This window comes from Leclercia sp. LSNIH1, assembly GCF_002902985.1.
GTDB lineage: Bacteria > Pseudomonadota > Gammaproteobacteria > Enterobacterales > Enterobacteriaceae > Enterobacter.
The window spans coordinates 740171-758734 of sequence record NZ_CP026167.1 but is presented as its reverse complement, the minus strand read 5'-3'; the positions used below and the strand labels follow the sequence as shown (position 1 = coordinate 758734).

Sequence of the window (18564 nt, the reverse complement as noted above, 5' to 3'; positions counted from 1 at the left end):
ATTCACTCCATCACGCTGATTTTAAGTAGATCTTTGATCTGCCCCTGTTTGTCACTGTTCTGAAGCCAGATAGCGTATAGCGGCCTCTGGAGCAGGGCTGAATCGGTGACCGCATACAGGCCTGGTTTATTACTGGCCCAGCGTTGTGGCAGCCAGGTACAACCTTTAAGCGCTGCGAGTTGTTGGCAGGCTATTTCAGCAGAACTGGTTGTCAGGACTGGAACATCGTCCGCTGCAATCAACCCCGCCTCATGCGGCTGGAAATCGGGGCCCCATTCAAGGCGCAGATAATTCAGGTCGCTTTTCAGAGCGGAAGGTTCCGCCGCATAGAGTCCCAGACTGAACTGGCCGAGAACCTGGCTGTTAAATTCATCCATTTTCGGTGCTTCGGTAGTGATCAGAAGATCCAGTTGTCTTTCATGAAGTTGCTTAACCAGCGACTGCCGTTGCGCAATACGCGCCTCAAACTGCAGATGCCCGTGAGAGCGATATAGCCGACTCAGCCACGGGCTAAGCATGCACTCCCATAGCGAGGCGCTGGCACCGATAGAGAACTCATTATGCTTTGAGGTATGAGCAACCTCTTTACGTGCCGCCTGCCAGGTGTTCATGAGCGTTTCGGCATACGGCAGAAGTTTCTCTCCCGCTGGCGTTAAGCGGATGTTGTTGCGATGGCGGGTGAAAAGGTTTACACCGAGCTGATTTTCAAGCTGTCGAATACGAAAGCTCACTGCCGACTGCGTCAGATAAAGCGCTTCTGCGGCGCGCCCAAAGTGGCGAGTTCTGCTCACTTCGAGAAAAGTTTTTAGCAATTCCGTATCCACGGTATTCTCCGCAAAATTATTTGTCGTTATGATTTAAATGTTTTGTTTGACGCTCTGTCAAGCGTAACTAATACTCCGCGCCATAAATAGCTCGGCCAAAGATATAGGAGCGTGTAGGATGGCGGAAAGCTTTACGACGACTAATCGTTTTTTCGACAACAAAAATTATCCACGCGGATTTTCTCGCCATGGTGATTTCACCATCAAAGAGGCACAACTGCTTGAGCGCCATGGTTATGCCTTCAATGAACTGGATTTGGGAAAACGTGAACCCTCCACTGAAGACGAAAAATCATTTGTTGCCGTCTGCCGTGGCGAGCGCGAGCCAGTAACGGAAGCGGAGCGCGTATGGATCAAATATATGGCGCGTATCAAGCGTCCAAAGCGTTTCCATACTCTGTCTGGTGGTAAACCACAGATGGAAGGTGCGGAAGACTACACCGATTCAGACGATTAATAAAAAGGGGCTAAGGCCCCTTTTTTTATGCCAGCATCTTTTGCAGGTGTAGCAGCAGGCGGTCAATAGCGCGATAGCTCAGCGCTTCCTGTAGATGCCTGCGTTCAATATTTTCACACTCCTCCAGATCGGCAATAGTACGGGCAACTTTTAACAACCGCTGCCACGCACGTACTGACAGACCAAAATGGGTAAGTGTCTCCTCCAGCCACAGCGCGTCATCTGCCGCTAGCCGGCAAAAAGTGCGGATCTCAGCGTTATCCAGATGCGCGTTACGTTTCTTCTGCCTTGCCAGCTGCCTCTCCTGTGCGGCAATCACTCGGTTTCGCACGGTGAGGCTTGATTCCCCCGTTTTATGCGCCTGGCTTAGTAAGCCTGGCGGCGGGAGTGGGATCTCGAGCGATAGATCGAAGCGGTCGAGGAATGGCCCGGACAAGCGACCCAGATAGCGGAGCGTCTGCTCGGGCGAGCAGCGATTATGATTGCCTTGATAGTGCCCCGTTGGGCTGGGGTTCATGGCGGCGATAAGCTGGAAGCGTGCCGGATAACTGATCTTGGCGCGCGTGCGGGAGATATTAATTTGCCCGGATTCAATGGGCTCGCGTAAGGCGTCCAGCACGCGACGCTCAAACTCGGGCAATTCGTCCAGAAACAGAATGCCATTATGTGCCAGTGAGATCTCTCCCGGCGCGGGGATTGCACCTCCACCCACCATGGCTACCAGCGAGGCACTATGATGCGGGGCCCGGAAAGGGCGCTGACGCCATTGTTTATACATTGATGTGGCGCTGACCAGGCTTACGATAGCCGCGCTTTCCAGCGCCTCATGGTTACTGAGTGGCGGCAGCAGAGTGTTGAGCCGGCTCGCGAGCATGGTTTTGCCGGTGCCGGGTGGGCCAATGAGCAGCAGGTTATGCGCACCAGCTGCGGTGATCTCCAGCGCCCTCTTACCCTGTTCCTGGCCGATGATATCGCTGATGTCACACTCGTTATGTTCGGCAACAAACGGCTCCCCAACGGGCGCGGCCAGCTCATGACATCCCTCAAGAAAAGCGCATACTTCCTGGAGGTGTTCAGCAACCAGGCAGCCTTTTTCTTCAATAAGGCTGACTTCAGCAGCATTATCTCTGGCGACGATAATCTCTCTCCCGGCGCGTATAGCCGCCAGAGCGCCAGATATCGCGCCAGGAACCCCTCTTAACGCGCCTGTAAGCGCCAGCTCACCCACAAACTCATATGCGCTTATCCTGGAGGAGGAGAGCTGCTCAGAGGCGACGAGAAGCGCGATGGCGATAGGTAAATCGTATCGTCCCCCTTCCTTAGGGAGATCGGCTGGGGCCAGATTGATGGTGATCTTTTTGGCCGGGAAGGTATAACCACTATTGATGATCGCGCTGCGTACCCGGTCTCTGGCCTCCTTAACGGTAGTTTCGGGCAAGCCGACCAGCGTCAGGCCAGGCAGGCCATTACTGAGATGAACTTCTACGCAAATAAGCGGTGCTTCAACGCCTAATGCAGCGCGGGTATAGACAACCGACAATGACATAAATGGCCTCCTTGTCGTGCCACTATGTCATCTGTCCGACGCGATTTTTACCGTCAGTTCGCGTTTTTACGTGGCCTGTTCATGAATATTTTCCCTTAATTGTAATGTTTTCATCACCATGGAGGCCTGCTCGCAAAAGGGTAATAAGCTTGTCTTCTCACCCTCATTGCCCAGGAAAAAATGAAAATAATTCATTTTCTATTTTTGTCATAAAAAACAATGATTTTTATCTAAACTATTAGCGTAATAAGCAAATGAATTATAAAAAAATGTTGTGTTTGATTCGATATCTGTGATAACTCTTTAGGTATTCCTTCGAACAAGATGCAAAAAGAACAGCAAATGACAGCCCTTCTACGAGTGATTAGCCTGGTCGTGATTAGCGTGGTGGTGATTATTATCCCACCGTGCGGGGCTGCACTTGGACGAGGAAAGGCTTAATAATCAAGCCTTAACGAACTAAGACCCCCGCACCGAAAGGTCCGGGGGTTTTTTTATGACCTTAAAACATAAGCGAGGAGCAGAGGATGAGTAACAGCATAAAATTCTGTTTCTCCCGATTTACGACGGGGAAGTAACTATGAATGGCGCACAATGGGTAGTACATGCGTTGCGAGCGCAGGGAGTCGAGACAGTATTCGGTTACCCGGGTGGTGCAATTATGCCGATTTACGATGCTCTGTATGACGGCGGCGTGGAACATCTGTTGTGCCGACACGAGCAGGGCGCAGCAATGGCGGCCATCGGTTATGCGCGTGCTACGGGGAAAACTGGCGTCTGTATGGCGACCTCTGGCCCGGGCGCGACCAACCTCATCACCGGTCTGGCTGACGCACTGCTCGATTCCGTTCCCGTTGTGGCCATCACCGGTCAGGTTGCCTCTCCCTTCATCGGCACCGATGCTTTCCAGGAAGTGGACGTTCTCGGTTTGTCACTGGCGTGTACGAAACACAGCTTCCTCGTCCAGTCACTCGAAGAGCTGCCTCGCGTCATGGCGGAGGCATTTGAGGTGGCAAACTCAGGCCGTCCTGGTCCGGTTCTGGTTGATATTCCTAAAGATATCCAAGTTGCGCTGGGCGAGCTGGAGCCTCACTTCTCTACCGTTGAGAACGCCGATGATTTCCCGCATACCGAAGCAGATGAAGCGAGCCAGATGCTGACCCACGCGCAAAAACCGATCCTCTACGTAGGCGGCGGCGTTGGGATGGCGCAGGCCGTTCCAGCCCTGCGTGAATTTATCGCGGTTACCCAAATGCCCGCGACCTGCACACTGAAAGGGCTGGGCGCGGTGGATGCCGACTACCCGTACTATCTGGGTATGTTGGGGATGCACGGCACGAAAGCGGCCAACCTTGCGGTGCAGGAGTGCGACCTGTTGATCGCTGTGGGCGCGCGCTTTGACGATCGTGTCACTGGCAAGCTGAATACCTTCGCGCCGAATGCAAAAGTTATTCATATGGATATCGATCCGGCAGAGATGAATAAGCTCCGTCAGGCGCATGTGGCTTTGCAAGGGGATCTCAACGCGGTGTTGCCTGCGTTGCAACAGCCATTAGCGATTGACGCCTGGCGTCAGCATGCGGCAGCGATGCGCCGCGAACATGCCTGGCGCTATGACCATCCGGGTGAAGCTATCTATGCGCCGCTGCTGCTGAAACAGCTGTCGGATCGTAAGCCAGCCGACAGCGTAGTCACCACCGACGTGGGCCAGCACCAGATGTGGTCAGCCCAGCACATGACCTACACGCGCCCGGAAAATTTCATCACGTCCAGCGGCTTAGGCACGATGGGCTTTGGTCTGCCTGCCGCCGTTGGGGCGCAGGTAGCGCGCCCGGACGATACGGTCATCTGCATCTCCGGTGACGGCTCCTTCATGATGAACGTACAGGAGCTCGGCACCATCAAGCGTAAGCAGTTGCCGGTGAAGATCGTGCTGCTGGATAACCAACGTTTGGGCATGGTTCGCCAGTGGCAGCAGCTCTTTTTCCAGGAGCGTTACAGCGAAACCACCCTGACCGATAACCCCGATTTCCTCGTTCTGGCCAGCGCCTTCGGCATCCCTGGCCAGCACATCACCCGTAAAGACCAGGTTGAAGCGGCACTTGATGAAATGTTGTCCAGCAAGGGGCCTTACCTGCTTCATGTCTCAATCGACGAGCTTGAGAATGTCTGGCCGTTGGTGCCGCCCGGCGCCAGTAACTCACAAATGCTGGAGAAATTATCATGATGCAACATCAGGTCGCCGTTCAGGCTCGCTTCAACCCGGAAACGTTAGAACGTGTATTGCGCGTGGTGCGCCATCGTGGGTTCCAGATCTGTTCGATGAACATGGAAACCGCCACCGACGCGCAGAACATAAATATTGAATTGACCGTTGCCAGTCAGCGCCCCGTCGAATTACTGTTTAGCCAGTTGAGCAAACTTGTCGACGTCGCCCGGGTTGATATCCAGCAGCGTGCCGCTTCATCACAAACACAACAAATTCGCGCCTGAGCGCAAAGGAAGAAAAATGACGACGAAAAAAGCTGATTTCATTTGGTCCAATGGTGAGATGGTTCGCTGGGAGGACGCTAAAGTCCACGTGATGTCCCATGCGCTTCACTACGGTACTTCTGTATTTGAAGGTATCCGTTGCTACGACTCACACAAAGGCCCGGTGGTGTTCCGTCATCGTGAACACATGCAACGTCTGCGTGATTCAGCCAAAATTTATCGCTTCCCTGTTTCTCAGAGCGTCGACGAGCTGATGGAAGCTTGCCGCGCGGTGCTGCGTAAAAACAACCTGACCAGCGCCTATATTCGTCCGCTGGTTTTCGTGGGTGATGTGGGTATGGGCGTCAACCCGCCAGCCGGTTACACCACCGATGTGATCATCGCCGCGTTCCCGTGGGGAGCATACCTGGGCGCCGAAGCGCTGGAACAGGGGATCGATGCGATGGTCTCCTCCTGGAACCGTGTGGCGCCAAACACTATCCCGACCGCAGCCAAAGCGGGCGGTAACTATCTCTCCTCCCTGCTGGTAGGCAGCGAAGCGCGCCGTCACGGTTATCAGGAAGGTATCGCCCTGGATGTGAACGGCTATATCTCTGAAGGTGCGGGTGAGAACCTGTTTGAAGTGAAAGATGGCGTCCTCTTCACCCCGCCATTCACCTCTTCCGCCCTGCCAGGGATCACCCGCGACGCCATTATCAAACTGGCGCAGGATCTGGGCATTGAAGTGCGCGAGCAGGTGCTGTCCCGTGAATCACTGTATCTGGCCGATGAAGTGTTCATGTCCGGTACCGCAGCAGAGATCACCCCGGTACGCAGCGTCGACGGCATCCAGGTCGGTGAAGGCCGCCGTGGCCCGGTCACTAAACGTATCCAGGAAGCCTTCTTCGGCCTCTTCACCGGCGAAACCGAAGATAAATGGGGTTGGTTGGACCAGGTTAATCCATAAGCATAAATATGGGACGGCACGCACCGTCCCATTTACCAGATAGACGGGAGTAAATAACGCATGCCTAAGTACCGTTCCGCCACCACCACTCACGGCCGCAATATGGCGGGTGCCCGCGCGCTGTGGCGCGCTACCGGAATGACCGATGCCGATTTCGGGAAACCGATTATCGCCGTGGTCAACTCTTTTACCCAGTTTGTGCCGGGCCACGTGCACCTGCGCGACCTCGGGAAGCTGGTTGCCGAGCAGATTGAAGCCTCCGGCGGCGTGGCAAAAGAGTTCAACACCATCGCCGTGGATGACGGGATCGCAATGGGGCACGGGGGCATGCTCTATTCACTGCCGTCGCGCGAGCTGATTGCCGACTCGGTGGAGTACATGGTGAACGCCCACTGTGCCGATGCCATGGTCTGTATCTCTAACTGCGACAAAATCACCCCGGGGATGCTGATGGCCTCCCTGCGCCTGAACATTCCGGTGATCTTCGTCTCCGGCGGCCCAATGGAAGCGGGTAAAACCAAGCTCTCCGATAAGATCATCAAGCTCGACCTGGTTGACGCGATGATTCAGGGCGCGGACCCGAAAGTCTCCGACGAGCAGAGCGAACAGGTTGAACGTTCAGCATGCCCGACCTGCGGCTCCTGCTCCGGGATGTTCACCGCCAACTCGATGAACTGTCTGACCGAAGCGCTGGGCTTATCTCAGCCGGGTAACGGCTCGCTGCTGGCGACCCACGCCGATCGTAAGGAGCTGTTTATCAATGCCGGTAAACGCATCGTTGAGCTGACCAAACGCTACTACGAGCAGGACGATGCCAGCGCGCTGCCGCGCAATATCGCCAGCAAAGCGGCATTTGAAAACGCCATGACGCTGGATATCGCTATGGGCGGTTCCACTAACACCGTTCTGCACCTGCTGGCCGCCGCGCAGGAAGCGGAGATCGATTTCACCATGAGTGATATCGACAAGCTCTCCCGCAAAGTGCCGCAGCTGTGTAAGGTTGCGCCAAGCACGCAGAAATATCACATGGAAGATGTTCACCGTGCCGGTGGCGTGCTGGGGATCCTCGGTGAGCTGGATCGCGCCGGGTTGATGAACCGCGATGTGAAAAACGTGCTGGGCCTGACGCTGCCGCAGGCGCTGGATCAGTATGACGTGATGCTGACCAAAGATGAGTCAGTGAAAAAGATGTTCCGCGCCGGTCCGGCCGGTATCCGTACCACCCAGGCGTTCTCGCAGGATTGTCGCTGGGACAGTCTGGATGACGATCGCGCAGAGGGTTGTATCCGCTCGCTGGAACATGCCTACAGCAAAGATGGTGGCCTGGCGGTTCTGTACGGCAACTTTGCGGAAAACGGCTGTATCGTTAAAACCGCAGGCGTTGATGACAGCATTCTGAAATTTACCGGTCCGGCAAAAGTCTACGAGAGCCAGGATGAGGCGGTAGAAGCGATCCTCGGCGGCAAAGTGGTTGAAGGCGATGTCGTGGTGATCCGCTACGAAGGGCCGAAAGGCGGGCCTGGAATGCAGGAGATGCTCTACCCGACCACCTTCCTGAAATCGATGGGCCTCGGTAAAGCCTGTGCGCTGATCACCGACGGTCGCTTCTCCGGCGGCACCTCCGGTCTCTCTATTGGCCATGTTTCGCCGGAAGCGGCCAGCGGCGGCAACATCGCGATCATCGAAGATGGCGACCTGATTGAAATCGATATTCCGAATCGCGGTATTCAGCTGAAACTGAGCGACCAGGAAATTGCAGCCCGCCGCGAAGCACAGGAAGCGCGTGGGGATAAAGCCTGGACGCCGAAAGATCGCCAGCGTGAAGTCTCCTTCGCCCTGCGCGCATATGCGACCCTCGCGACCAGTGCAGATAAAGGCGCAGTGCGCGATAAATCTAAACTTGGGGGCTAATGATGGCCGAATCCCAACCCTTATCCGCCGCCCCCGAGGGGGCGGAATATCTCAGGGCGGTACTACGCGCGCCGGTTTATGAAGCGGTGCAGGTCACGCCGCTGCAAAAAATGGAAAAGCTCTCGGCGCGCCTCGATAACGTCATTCTGGTAAAACGTGAAGACCGTCAGCCGGTACACAGCTTTAAGCTGCGCGGCGCTTACGCGATGATGGCCGGGCTGACCGATGAGCAAAAAGCGCGTGGTGTGATCACGGCGTCTGCGGGCAACCATGCCCAGGGGGTGGCGTTCTCGTCCGCGCGTCTGGGGTTAAAAGCGCTGATCGTAATGCCGGTTGCCACGGCGGATATCAAAGTCGATGCGGTGCGCGGTTTTGGCGGTGAAGTGCTGCTCCACGGCGCCAATTTTGACGAAGCGAAAGCCAAAGCGATCGAGCTGGCACAGCAGCAGGGCTTTACCTGGGTGCCGCCGTTCGATCACCCGATGGTGATTGCCGGGCAGGGTACCCTGGCGCTGGAACTGCTGCAGCAGGATGCCCATCTTGACCGGGTGTTTGTTCCGGTCGGCGGCGGTGGCCTGGCGGCGGGCGTGGCGGTACTCATCAAACAGCTGATGCCGCAGATCAAAGTGATTGCCGTGGAAGCGGAAGATTCAGCCTGCCTGAAGGCGGCGCTGGATGCGGGTCATCCGGTCGATCTTCCGCGCGTCGGGCTGTTTGCCGAGGGTGTGGCGGTGAAACGCATCGGGGATGAGACCTTCCGCGTCTGCCGGGAGTATCTCGACGACATCATCACCGTCGACAGCGATGCGATCTGCGCGGCGATGAAAGATCTCTTCGAGGATGTGCGCGCGGTGGCAGAGCCGTCCGGCGCGCTGGCGCTGGCGGGGATGAAAAAATATATCGCCCAGCACAATATTCGCGGCGAGCGTCTGGCCCATGTCCTTTCCGGCGCTAACGTCAACTTCCACGGCCTGCGCTACGTTTCCGAGCGTTGCGAGCTGGGTGAGCAGCGTGAGGCGCTGCTGGCGGTGACCATCCCGGAAGAGAAGGGCAGCTTCCTCAAGTTCTGCCAGCTGCTGGGCGGCCGTTCGGTAACCGAGTTCAACTACCGTTTTGCCGATGCTAAAGATGCCTGCATTTTTGTCGGCGTGCGTTTAAGCCGCGGTCTGGAAGAGCGCAAAGAGATCCTCAGCCTGCTGCATGAAGGTGGCTACAGCGTGGTGGATCTCTCTGATGATGAAATGGCGAAGCTGCACGTGCGCTACATGGTGGGCGGGCGTCCGTCTAAACCGTTACGGGAGCGTCTGTTCAGCTTTGAGTTTCCGGAGTCGCCGGGTGCGCTGCTGAAGTTCCTGCATACCCTGGGCACGCACTGGAACATCTCCCTGTTCCACTACCGCAGCCACGGCACCGACTACGGTCGGGTACTGGCGGCGTTTGAACTGGGCGAGCACGAGCCGGATTTCGAAACGCGGCTGAACGAACTGGGCTACGAGTGTCATGACGAAACCCACAACCCGGCGTTCCGTTTCTTCCTGGCGGGCTAGTGGTTGGGCAATATCTTCCAGAACGCATCAATAAGCGGCTCATGCAGCCGCTTTTTTTGTGCGCAGACGCCAAGCTCAAAAGGCGTTTTCTCGTCGCTGCGCTCCAGAATCATCACGCGATTGCGCACCGGCTCCGGACTGTTCTCCAGCACCACTTCCGGCAACAGCGCCACGCCGCAGCCGAGCGCCACCATTGAGACCATCGCCTCATGGCCGCCCACTGTCGCATAGATGGAGGGGTTGCTGATTTTCTGACGACGGAACCACAGCTCAATGCGACGACGCACCGGCCCCTGATCGGCCATGATAAAGGGCACCGTTGACCAGTCGGGCTTCTCCACCGACACCTGGTTGCGCACCGGGCAGGGCAGCGCCGGAGCGATCAGTACTACGGCCAGATTTTCCAGCATCGAGAAGGCCACCGCCCCCGGCAGGGTTTCCGGTTTGCCGGCAATGGCCAGATCCGCTTCACCCGTCACCACCTTTTCCATCGCATCGGCGGCATCGCCGGTGGTGAGTTTAATTTCAACCGAGGGATGTTCCGCGCGGAAGCGGTCAAGAATGGGGGGAAGATGGCTATAGGCGGCGGTCACCGAGCAGAAGATGTGGAGCTCGCCGGACAGAGAGGGCCCCTGCTGGTCGATGGTGTGGCGCAGCTGCTGATACTGCAATAACGTCTGTTGGGCAAACGTACGCAACTCTTCCCCCGCTTCGGTGAGCGTCACCGTGCGGTTATCACGCACAAACAGCGGCTGGCCGAGATCCTCTTCCAGACGCTGGATCTGGCGGGAAAGCGTGGAGGGGCTGACATGCATCGCCCGCGCGCTGCGGCCAAAATGGCGGCTTTCCGCCAGATGCAAAAACATTTTTAGATCGCGTAAATCCACCGATTCCACTCCCCCTTTTTACATTGCAAATATTGCAACGTGACGTTGTGAATATATCAATTTCCGCAATAAATTTCCTGTTGTAATGTGGGTACATTCTCGCTGAACAGCGAACCGAACAATAAGACACACAACATCACGAGGTATCACCATGGCTAACTACTTCAACACACTGAACCTGCGCCAGCAGCTGGCGCAGCTGGGCAAATGCCGCTTTATGGCGCGCGATGAATTTGCCGATGGCGCAAGCTACCTTCAGGGTAAGAAAGTGGTCATCGTCGGCTGTGGCGCACAGGGTCTGAACCAGGGCCTGAACATGCGCGACTCCGGCCTGGATATCTCTTACGCCCTGCGTAAAGAAGCGATTGCTGAGAAGCGTGCTTCCTGGCGCAAAGCGACCGAAAACGGCTTCAAAGTGGGTACCTACGAAGAGCTGATCCCACAGGCAGATCTGGTTGTTAACCTGACGCCAGACAAACAGCACTCTGACGTTGTGCGTTCCGTACAGCCTATGATGAAAGATGGCGCGGCGCTGGGTTATTCCCACGGCTTCAACATCGTTGAAGTGGGCGAGCAGATCCGTAAAGACATCACCGTCGTGATGGTGGCGCCAAAATGCCCGGGTACCGAAGTGCGTGAAGAGTACAAGCGTGGTTTCGGTGTGCCGACCCTGATCGCGGTTCACCCGGAAAACGATCCGAAAGGCGAAGGGATGGCGATCGCCAAAGCATGGGCAGCAGCTACCGGCGGCCACCGTGCGGGCGTGCTGGAATCCTCCTTCGTGGCCGAAGTGAAGTCTGACCTGATGGGCGAGCAGACTATCCTGTGCGGCATGCTGCAGGCCGGTTCTCTGCTCTGCTTCGATAAGCTGGTGGAAGAGGGTACTGACCCGGCATACGCGGAAAAACTGATTCAGTTCGGCTGGGAAACCATCACCGAAGCGCTGAAGCAGGGCGGCATCACCCTGATGATGGATCGCCTGTCTAACCCGGCGAAACTGCGTGCCTTCGCCCTGTCCGAGCAGCTGAAAACCATCATGGCACCGCTGTTCCAGAAACATATGGACGACATCATCTCTGGCGAGTTCTCTTCCGGCATGATGGCTGACTGGGCCAACGACGATAAGAAACTGCTGACCTGGCGCGAAGAGACCGGTAAGACCGCGTTTGAGACCGCTGAGCAGTATGAAGGCAAAATCGGCGAGCAGGAGTACTTTGATAAAGGCGTTCTGATGATTGCGATGGTGAAAGCGGGCGTTGAGCTGGCGTTCGAAACCATGGTGGATTCCGGCATCATCGAAGAGTCTGCTTACTATGAATCCCTGCACGAACTGCCGCTGATTGCGAACACCATCGCCCGTAAGCGTCTGTATGAGATGAACGTGGTTATCTCCGATACCGCTGAATACGGTAACTACCTGTTCTCTTATGCCTGCGTACCGCTGCTGAAAGAGTTCATGACCACCCTGCAGCCAGGCGCTCTGGGCAAAGCGATTGCCGAAGGTGCGGTAGATAATGCCCAACTGCGTGACGTGAACGAAGCGATTCGCAGCCACGAGATCGAGAAAGTAGGTCACAAACTGCGTGGCTATATGACCGATATGAAACGTATCGCAGTAGCAGGCTAAAACCTCATGTCGGGTGGCGCTGCGCTTACCCGACCTACAAAGCTGTATCAAGTAGGCCGGGTAAGGCGAAGCCGCCACCCGGCTTTTTATTTGCGGTACAGCACTTTAATAACGTGGTAACCGAACTGAGTGTGCAGCGGGCCGGTTGGCTCCAGCACCGGGCAGGAGAAGACCACTTTATCGAACGCCGGAACCATCTGACCCTGGCGGAATTCACCCAGATCGCCGCCGCGTTTGCCTGACGGGCAAATAGAGTGCTTCTTCGCCAGCTTGCCGAAGTCGGCGCCGTTTTTAATCTGCTCCAGAAGATCCAGAGCCAGTTTCTCTTCTTTAACAAGAATATGCAGTGCTGCTGCTGTTTTTGCCATGATCGTGCCTTGAAGGGTTGAGTTAAATCGGGGCGCAATATACCACGCGTTAGCGGCGATACAGCACCTTAATGATATGGTAGCCATACTTCGTTTTGACCGGGCCGCAGGGTTTTAGCAGCGGGCAGCTAAAAACCGCCTCATCGAAAGGGCCCACCATCACACCCTGCTTAAATTCCCCTAAATCGCCGCCGTTGCGCCCGGAGGGACATTTAGAGTAGCGCTTCGCCAGATGATCGAAGCTGATGCCGCGTTCCAGTTTGGCAAGGATCTCCTGCGCCAGCTTCTCTTCTTTTACCAGAATGTGCAGGGCCGCTGCGCTCTTTTTCATGGTTCTGCTCTCGGGGTAAATCGCGTTTTGTTCACTTTATCATTAGCCGGTAAATCTGCGCCCGGCTTTCTGCTACAATCCCCACCCCGTTCGAAGATTGAGCAATATTCCCATGCGTTTAAACCCTGGACAACAACAAGCGGTCGAATTCGTTACTGGACCATGCCTGGTGCTGGCAGGGGCGGGTTCCGGTAAAACCCGCGTCATCACCAACAAAATCGCCCACCTGATCCGCGGCTGCGGCTATCAGGCACGCCACATCGCCGCGGTGACCTTTACCAACAAAGCGGCGCGCGAGATGAAAGAGCGTGTCGGGCAGACGTTAGGGCGCAAAGAGGCCCGCGGCCTGATGATCTCCACCTTCCATACCCTGGGGCTGGATATCATAAAGCGCGAATATGCGGCGTTGGGGATGAAAGCCAACTTCTCGCTGTTTGACGATACCGATCAGGTGGCATTGCTCAAGGAGCTGACCGAAGGGCTGATCGAAGATGACAAAGTGGTGCTGCAGCAGTTGATCTCCACGATCTCAAACTGGAAAAACGATCTGATGAGCCCTGCCCAGGCCGCCGCAAGCGCCAAAGGGGAGCGGGATCGGATCTTCGCCCACTGCTACAGCCTGTATAACGATCATCTCAAAGCCTGCAACGTGCTCGACTTTGACGACCTGATCCTGCTGCCCACGCTGCTGCTGCAAAGCAATGAAGAGGTGCGTGAGCGCTGGCAGAACAAGATCCGCTACCTGCTGGTGGATGAATATCAGGACACCAACACCAGCCAGTACGAGCTGGTGAAACTGCTGGTGGGTCAGCGGGCGCGTTTCACCGTGGTGGGTGACGATGACCAGTCGATCTACTCCTGGCGCGGCGCTCGTCCACAGAACCTGGTCCTGCTCAGTAAGGACTTCCCGGCGCTGCAGGTGATCAAGCTGGAGCAGAACTACCGCTCATCCGGGCGTATTCTGAAGGCGGCCAACATCCTGATCGCCAATAACCCACATGTGTTTGAAAAACGCCTCTTTTCCGAACTGGGATACGGCACGGAGCTGAAGGTGCTCAGCGCCAACAATGAAGATCACGAAGCCGAGCGCGTGGCGGGCGAACTGATTGCCCATCACTTCGTGAACAAAACCAACTACAAAGATTACGCCATTCTCTATCGCGGAAATCACCAGTCGCGCGTCTTTGAGAAGATGCTGATGCAGAACCGCATCCCGTACAAAATTTCCGGCGGAACCTCGTTCTTCTCGCGCCCGGAAATCAAGGATCTGCTCGCCTACCTGCGGGTACTGACCAACCCGGACGATGACAGTGCTTTCCTGCGGATCGTCAATACGCCGAAGCGCGAGATTGGCCCGGCGACACTGCAAAAACTGGGCGAGTGGGCGATGACCCGCAACAAGAGCCTGTTAACGGCCAGTTTCGATATGGGTCTGAGCCAGACCTTAACCGGGCGTGGCTATGAATCGCTGACCCGCTTTACCCACTGGCTGCGCGAGATCCAGCAGCTCAGCGAGCGGGAGCCGATTAATGCGGTGCGGGATCTGATCCGCGGCATCGACTATGAATCCTGGCTGTATGAAACTTCCGCCAGCCCGAAAGCGGCCGAGATGCGGATGAAGAACGTCAACCAGCTTTTCACCTGGATGACTGAGATGCTGGAAGGGACGGAGATCGATGAACCGATGACCCTGACCCAGGTGGTTACCCGCTTTACCCTGCGCGATATGATGGAGCGTGGTGAAAGCGAAGAGGAGGCGGATCAGGTGCAGCTGATGACCCTGCATGCCTCGAAAGGGCTGGAGTTCCCGTATGTCTATCTGGTGGGTATGGAAGAGGGCTTACTGCCGCACCAGAGCAGCATTGATGAAGACAACGTCGATGAAGAGCGTCGTCTGGCCTATGTGGGCATCACGCGGGCGCAAAAAGAGCTGACATTTACGCTGTGTAAGGAGCGGCGCCAGTATGGAGAGCTGGTACGCCCGGAGCCGAGCCGTTTCCTGCTGGAGTTACCTCAGGATGATGTGCGCTGGGAGCAGGAACGTAAGGTCATCACCGCCGAAGAGCGGATGCACAAAGGGCAGGCCAGCATCGCCAATATTCGCGCCATGATGGAAAAAGCGAAAAACCGCTAGGCTGAAGGCCCGGTATGCGTAGCGCTACCGGGCATATCGTCGTAATTAATGAACCTCAAGCGCCCAGTGCACGTAGCTCTGCCACTGGGACTCCTGTACCAGCATTTCGGCGCCCAGCGGATGCGTATCGAGCCAGTTTTCCGGTAAGGCTAGCGTCAGTTTCTCTCCTTCCGCCTTCAGCGTGATGGCCGGCAACAGATCGTCCCGGCGACGGCTGGCAAAGAGGATCGCCAGACGCAGCAGGCGGCACAGATGTTCCGCCACGCGCGGCGGAACCGCGTTTTGCTGGTGGAGCGAAGAGAGATCGACAGGGTTGGTCTGGTTTAACAGCAGCGTCGCCAGGAGTTTCTTTTGCGCCGGGGTAAAGCCGGGCAAATCGAGATTGCGTACCAGATACGCCGCGTGCAGCGGCGCTTGTTTGAAATCGACGCTCAGGCCAATTTCATGTAGCTGACAGGCGCTCAGGAGTAGTTCGCGACAGATAGGCTCAATATGCCACTCATTTTCGACGTGATCGAGGAATTTTGTCGCAAGCCTGGCGACCCGGTGCGCCTGCTCAATATCGACCATAAACCGGCGCTGGATGTTGCGCAGGGTGTGGTCGCGAATATCCTGATCGACCGCCAGATGTAGCATGCCGTAGACCAGCCCTTCCCGCAGCGCGCCACCCGCAAGGGTCATGCACTGAATATTCAGTTCGGTGAAAATGGCAATCAGGATCGCCAGCCCGCTCGGGAAGACCAGCGCGCGTTCAAGGGTGAGTCCTTCAATTTCCAGCTCTTCCAGGCGGCCACAGAGGATCGCGCGCTGTTTTAACTGCTGAAGTTTCGCCAGCGTGATGCGCTCATCCATCCCCTGCGCCATCATGATTTCCTGCAGCGCCTGGACGGTGCCGGACGCGCCAACGCAGACTTTCCAGCCGTGATAACGCAGTTCATCGGCCACCGGACGCAGCACTTCGCGCGCGGCTTTTTCCGCGTCATCAAAGTTTTCTTGCGCCAGATTTCGATCGGTGAAGTAGCGTTCAAGCCAGGTGACACAGCCCATCGATAAGCTGTTCAGGGATGTCGCCTGAGCGCCATTACCGGTGACCAGTTCAGTGCTTGCACCACCGATATCCACCACCAGACGACGCTCGTCACCGCCCGTGGTATGCGCTACCCCCTGATAAATCAGGCGGGCTTCTTCTTCACCGCTGATCACCTGTATCGGGCAGCCCAGGATCTGCTGGGCAGTGGCAATAAATTCACCGGCATTCACCGCCAGACGCAGGGTGGCGGTAGCAACAACACGGATTTGCTGGGTAGGGATATCCTGCAGACGCTCGGCAAAAAGACGCAGACATTGCCAGCCGCGCTCCATGGCTTCTGGAGAGAGCTGATTATCAGCACTCAGGCCCGCCGCGAGGCGGACCTTACGCTTAATACGCGCCAGCGTTTGAACACTGCCCGCCACCTCGCGCACAACCAGCATATGAAAACTATTCGAACCTAAATCAATAGCTGCATAGAGCGAGGTAGACCGGAGCATATTTTTAGCCTGAACGACGACGATTACGCGGTGCGCTGTTACGGCGCGGACCATTGCCAGAACGCGCGCGGGTCAGGCGCTTCGGCGGCGGAAGCTCGCTTAACAGCGCTTCCGGGTTATATTTACTGACCGGAATTGAGTGGCCGATATAGGTCTCAATGGCGGGCAGATTCAGCGCGTACTCTTCACAGGCCAGGCTGATGGAGTGACCGCTTGCACCTGCACGACCAGTACGGCCGATACGGTGAACGTAATCTTCGCAATCATCCGGCAGGTCATAGTTGAAGACGTGCGTGACCGCCGGGATGTGCAGGCCGCGCGCGGCGACATCCGTTGCAACCAGAATATCCAGATCGCCACGGGTAAACTCTTCAAGAATGCGCAGACGTTTTTTCTGTGCGACATCGCCCGTTAACAGACCAACACGGTGTCCATCCGCAGCCAGGTGGCCCCAGATATCTTCACAGCGGTGTTTAGTGTTGGCGAAAACGATCGCGCGATCCGGCCACTCTTCTTCAATGAGCGACTGCAGCAGACGCATTTTCTCTTCGTTAGAAGGGTAGAAGAGCTCTTCTTTAATACGGTGGCCGGTTTTCTGTTCCGGTTCCACTTCGACGTATTCGGCGTTGTTCATCTGTTCGAACGCCAGTTCACGGACGCGATAAGAGAGCGTGGCCGAGAACAGCATATTCAGACGCTGGTTAGCGGCAGGCATGCGACGGAACAGCCAGCGGATATCTTTAATAAAGCCGAGATCGTACATGCGATCGGCTTCGTCCAGCACCACAACCTGGATAGCGCCGAGGTTAATGTGGTTCTGCTTCGCGTAATCGATAAGACGGCCGGTGGTGCCGATCAGAATATCGACGCCGCTTTCCAGCACTTTCAGCTGTTTGTCATAACCGTCACCGCCGTAGGCCAGGCCGAGTTTCAGGCCGGTAGCTTGCGCCAGGGGTTCTGCATCAGCGTGGATCTGGACCGCCAGTTCTCGCGTCGGTGCCATAATCAGCGCGCGCGGTTGGTTAACTTTACGGTCAGCAATTGCCGGATGAGAGAGTAAATAATGAAACGTTGACGTTAAAAACGCCATCGTTTTGCCGGTACCGGTTTGCGCCTGCCCTGCAACGTCGCGACCCGCCAGCGTCAGCGGAAGGGCGAGAGCCTGAATGGGCGTGCAGTTATGAAACCCTTTTGTTTCAAGGGCTTCGATCACTTTTGGGTGCAGGGCGAAGTCGGAAAACTTCTGTTCTGTTAAATGTGTTTTGCTCATAGTGTGGTAGAATATCAGCTTACTATTGCTTTACGAAAGCGTATCCGGTGAAATAAAGTCAACCTTTAGTTGGTTAATGCGACATCAACAGGTCGTTGATGGATGCAAGATCAACGCGCCAGGCTTATTCCTGTGGAGTTATATATGAGCGATAAAATTATTCACCTGACTGACGACAGTTTTGACACGGACGTACTTAAAGCTGACGGGCTGATCCTCGTCGATTTCTGGGCTGAATGGTGTGGTCCTTGCAAAATGATCGCCCCGATTCTGGATGAGATCGCCGACGAATATCAGGGCAAACTGACCGTGGCTAAACTGAACATCGACCAGAACCCGGGCACCGCGCCAAAATATGGCATCCGCGGCATCCCGACTCTGCTGCTGTTTAAAAACGGTGAAGTGGCAGCGACCAAAGTGGGCGCCCTGTCCAAAGGTCAGCTGAAAGAGTTCCTGGACGCCAATCTGGCGTAAGGCTTCTCGTCTGTGCGTCCAGGGTTTCTAAATTGTTTGGATCTCTGGACGCCCGGCTTGAGTCGTGCTAAGTTACCTATGACTTCGTTTTAAACATACCTTGTTGTTTGAATCTTGTTTTACCCGATACTTCCCGTTGTTGACATAAACAGTGCGAGAAGTGGATAGATTCCGGGCTTGTCACTCAATCCGTCTTGTCGTTTCAGTTCTGTGCTTTCC

General features: G+C 56.0%; 18 protein-coding genes. 11 read left to right on the top strand and 7 right to left on the bottom strand.

The features are described from left to right. Nucleotides 1-2 precede the first annotated feature (2 nt). Nucleotides 3-824, bottom strand: a complete 822-nt coding sequence (gene hdfR, locus C2U54_RS03945) for an HTH-type transcriptional regulator HdfR (protein WP_103177476.1) — start codon at nt 822-824, stop codon at nt 3-5. Nucleotides 825-942: 118 nt separating this feature from the next. Between hdfR and C2U54_RS03940 the strand changes: the two genes are divergently transcribed. Further along, nucleotides 943-1281: a DUF413 domain-containing protein gene (locus C2U54_RS03940; protein WP_039031246.1), complete on the top strand. Its 339-nt coding sequence runs from the start codon at nt 943-945 to the stop codon at nt 1279-1281. A gap of 25 nt (nt 1282-1306) precedes the next feature. Here C2U54_RS03940 and C2U54_RS03935 read toward each other — a convergent pair whose 3' ends face one another. Next, entirely contained in the window at nt 1307-2827 is a 1521-nt protein-coding gene (locus C2U54_RS03935) for a YifB family Mg chelatase-like AAA ATPase (protein WP_103177475.1), read from the bottom strand. A gap of 342 nt (nt 2828-3169) precedes the next feature. Here C2U54_RS03935 and ilvL point away from each other — a divergent pair, with 342 nt between their 5' ends. The 7 genes from ilvL (at nt 3170) to ilvA (ending at nt 9724) form a co-directional block, all read left to right on the top strand. Continuing rightward, complete coding sequence (gene ilvL, locus C2U54_RS03930; RefSeq protein WP_001311244.1) at nt 3170-3268, top strand: ilv operon leader peptide; 99 nt, start codon at nt 3170-3172, stop codon at nt 3266-3268. Between the two features lie 86 nt (nt 3269-3354). Beyond that, nucleotides 3355-3405: a peptide IlvX gene (gene ilvX / locus C2U54_RS27620; protein ID WP_197090613.1), complete on the top strand. Its 51-nt coding sequence runs from the start codon at nt 3355-3357 to the stop codon at nt 3403-3405. 2 nt (nt 3406-3407) lie between these two features. Next, the gene (ilvG, locus tag C2U54_RS03925; RefSeq protein ID WP_103177474.1) at nt 3408-5054 is read left to right on the top strand and encodes an acetolactate synthase 2 catalytic subunit; all 1647 of its coding nucleotides are present in this window, start codon (nt 3408-3410) and stop codon (nt 5052-5054) included. Beyond that, nucleotides 5051-5320, top strand: a complete 270-nt coding sequence (ilvM, locus tag C2U54_RS03920; protein WP_103177473.1) for an acetolactate synthase 2 small subunit — start codon at nt 5051-5053, stop codon at nt 5318-5320. Before ilvG ends, ilvM begins: the two co-directional genes overlap by 4 nt. A gap of 16 nt (nt 5321-5336) precedes the next feature. After that, nucleotides 5337-6266: a branched-chain-amino-acid transaminase gene (gene ilvE / locus C2U54_RS03915; protein ID WP_103177472.1), complete on the top strand. Its 930-nt coding sequence runs from the start codon at nt 5337-5339 to the stop codon at nt 6264-6266. A 60-nt stretch (nt 6267-6326) separates the two neighbouring features. After that, nucleotides 6327-8177, top strand: a complete 1851-nt coding sequence (gene ilvD / locus C2U54_RS03910) for a dihydroxy-acid dehydratase (protein ID WP_103177471.1) — start codon at nt 6327-6329, stop codon at nt 8175-8177. 2 nt (nt 8178-8179) lie between these two features. Then, nucleotides 8180-9724 (top strand): threonine ammonia-lyase, biosynthetic, encoded by a 1545-nt coding sequence (gene ilvA, locus C2U54_RS03905; protein ID WP_103181003.1) that lies wholly within the window; start codon nt 8180-8182, stop codon nt 9722-9724. Here ilvA and ilvY read toward each other — a convergent pair. After that, nucleotides 9721-10611, bottom strand: coding sequence for an HTH-type transcriptional activator IlvY (gene ilvY / locus C2U54_RS03900; protein WP_103181002.1), 891 nt, complete (start codon nt 10609-10611; stop codon nt 9721-9723). The two genes, ilvA and ilvY, sit on opposite strands and share 4 nt — an antisense overlap. Nucleotides 10612-10762: 151 nt before the next feature. Here ilvY and ilvC point away from each other — a divergent pair, with 151 nt between their 5' ends. Next, entirely contained in the window at nt 10763-12238 is a 1476-nt protein-coding gene (gene ilvC / locus C2U54_RS03895) for a ketol-acid reductoisomerase (protein WP_103177470.1), read from the top strand. Between the two features lie 86 nt (nt 12239-12324). Here ilvC and ppiC (C2U54_RS03890) read toward each other — a convergent pair whose 3' ends face one another. Further along, entirely contained in the window at nt 12325-12606 is a 282-nt protein-coding gene (gene ppiC / locus C2U54_RS03890) for a peptidylprolyl isomerase PpiC (RefSeq protein ID WP_008501570.1), read from the bottom strand. A 49-nt stretch (nt 12607-12655) separates the two neighbouring features. Then, nucleotides 12656-12937: a peptidylprolyl isomerase PpiC gene (gene ppiC / locus C2U54_RS03885; RefSeq protein ID WP_103177469.1), complete on the bottom strand. Its 282-nt coding sequence runs from the start codon at nt 12935-12937 to the stop codon at nt 12656-12658. Between the two features lie 112 nt (nt 12938-13049). Between ppiC (C2U54_RS03885) and rep the strand changes: the two genes are divergently transcribed. Further along, entirely contained in the window at nt 13050-15071 is a 2022-nt protein-coding gene (gene rep, locus C2U54_RS03880) for a DNA helicase Rep (RefSeq protein ID WP_103177468.1), read from the top strand. Between the two features lie 45 nt (nt 15072-15116). Here rep and gppA read toward each other — a convergent pair whose 3' ends face one another. Then, nucleotides 15117-16601, bottom strand: coding sequence for a guanosine-5'-triphosphate,3'-diphosphate diphosphatase (gppA, locus tag C2U54_RS03875; RefSeq protein WP_103177467.1), 1485 nt, complete (start codon nt 16599-16601; stop codon nt 15117-15119). Between the two features lie 4 nt (nt 16602-16605). Continuing rightward, complete coding sequence (gene rhlB / locus C2U54_RS03870) at nt 16606-17871, bottom strand: ATP-dependent RNA helicase RhlB (RefSeq protein WP_103177466.1); 1266 nt, start codon at nt 17869-17871, stop codon at nt 16606-16608. Nucleotides 17872-18015: 144 nt separating this feature from the next. On the opposite strand from rhlB, the gene trxA reads away from it, so the two are divergent. Then, nucleotides 18016-18345 (top strand): thioredoxin TrxA, encoded by a 330-nt coding sequence (trxA, locus tag C2U54_RS03865; RefSeq protein WP_006179218.1) that lies wholly within the window; start codon nt 18016-18018, stop codon nt 18343-18345. Nucleotides 18346-18564 lie beyond the last annotated feature (219 nt).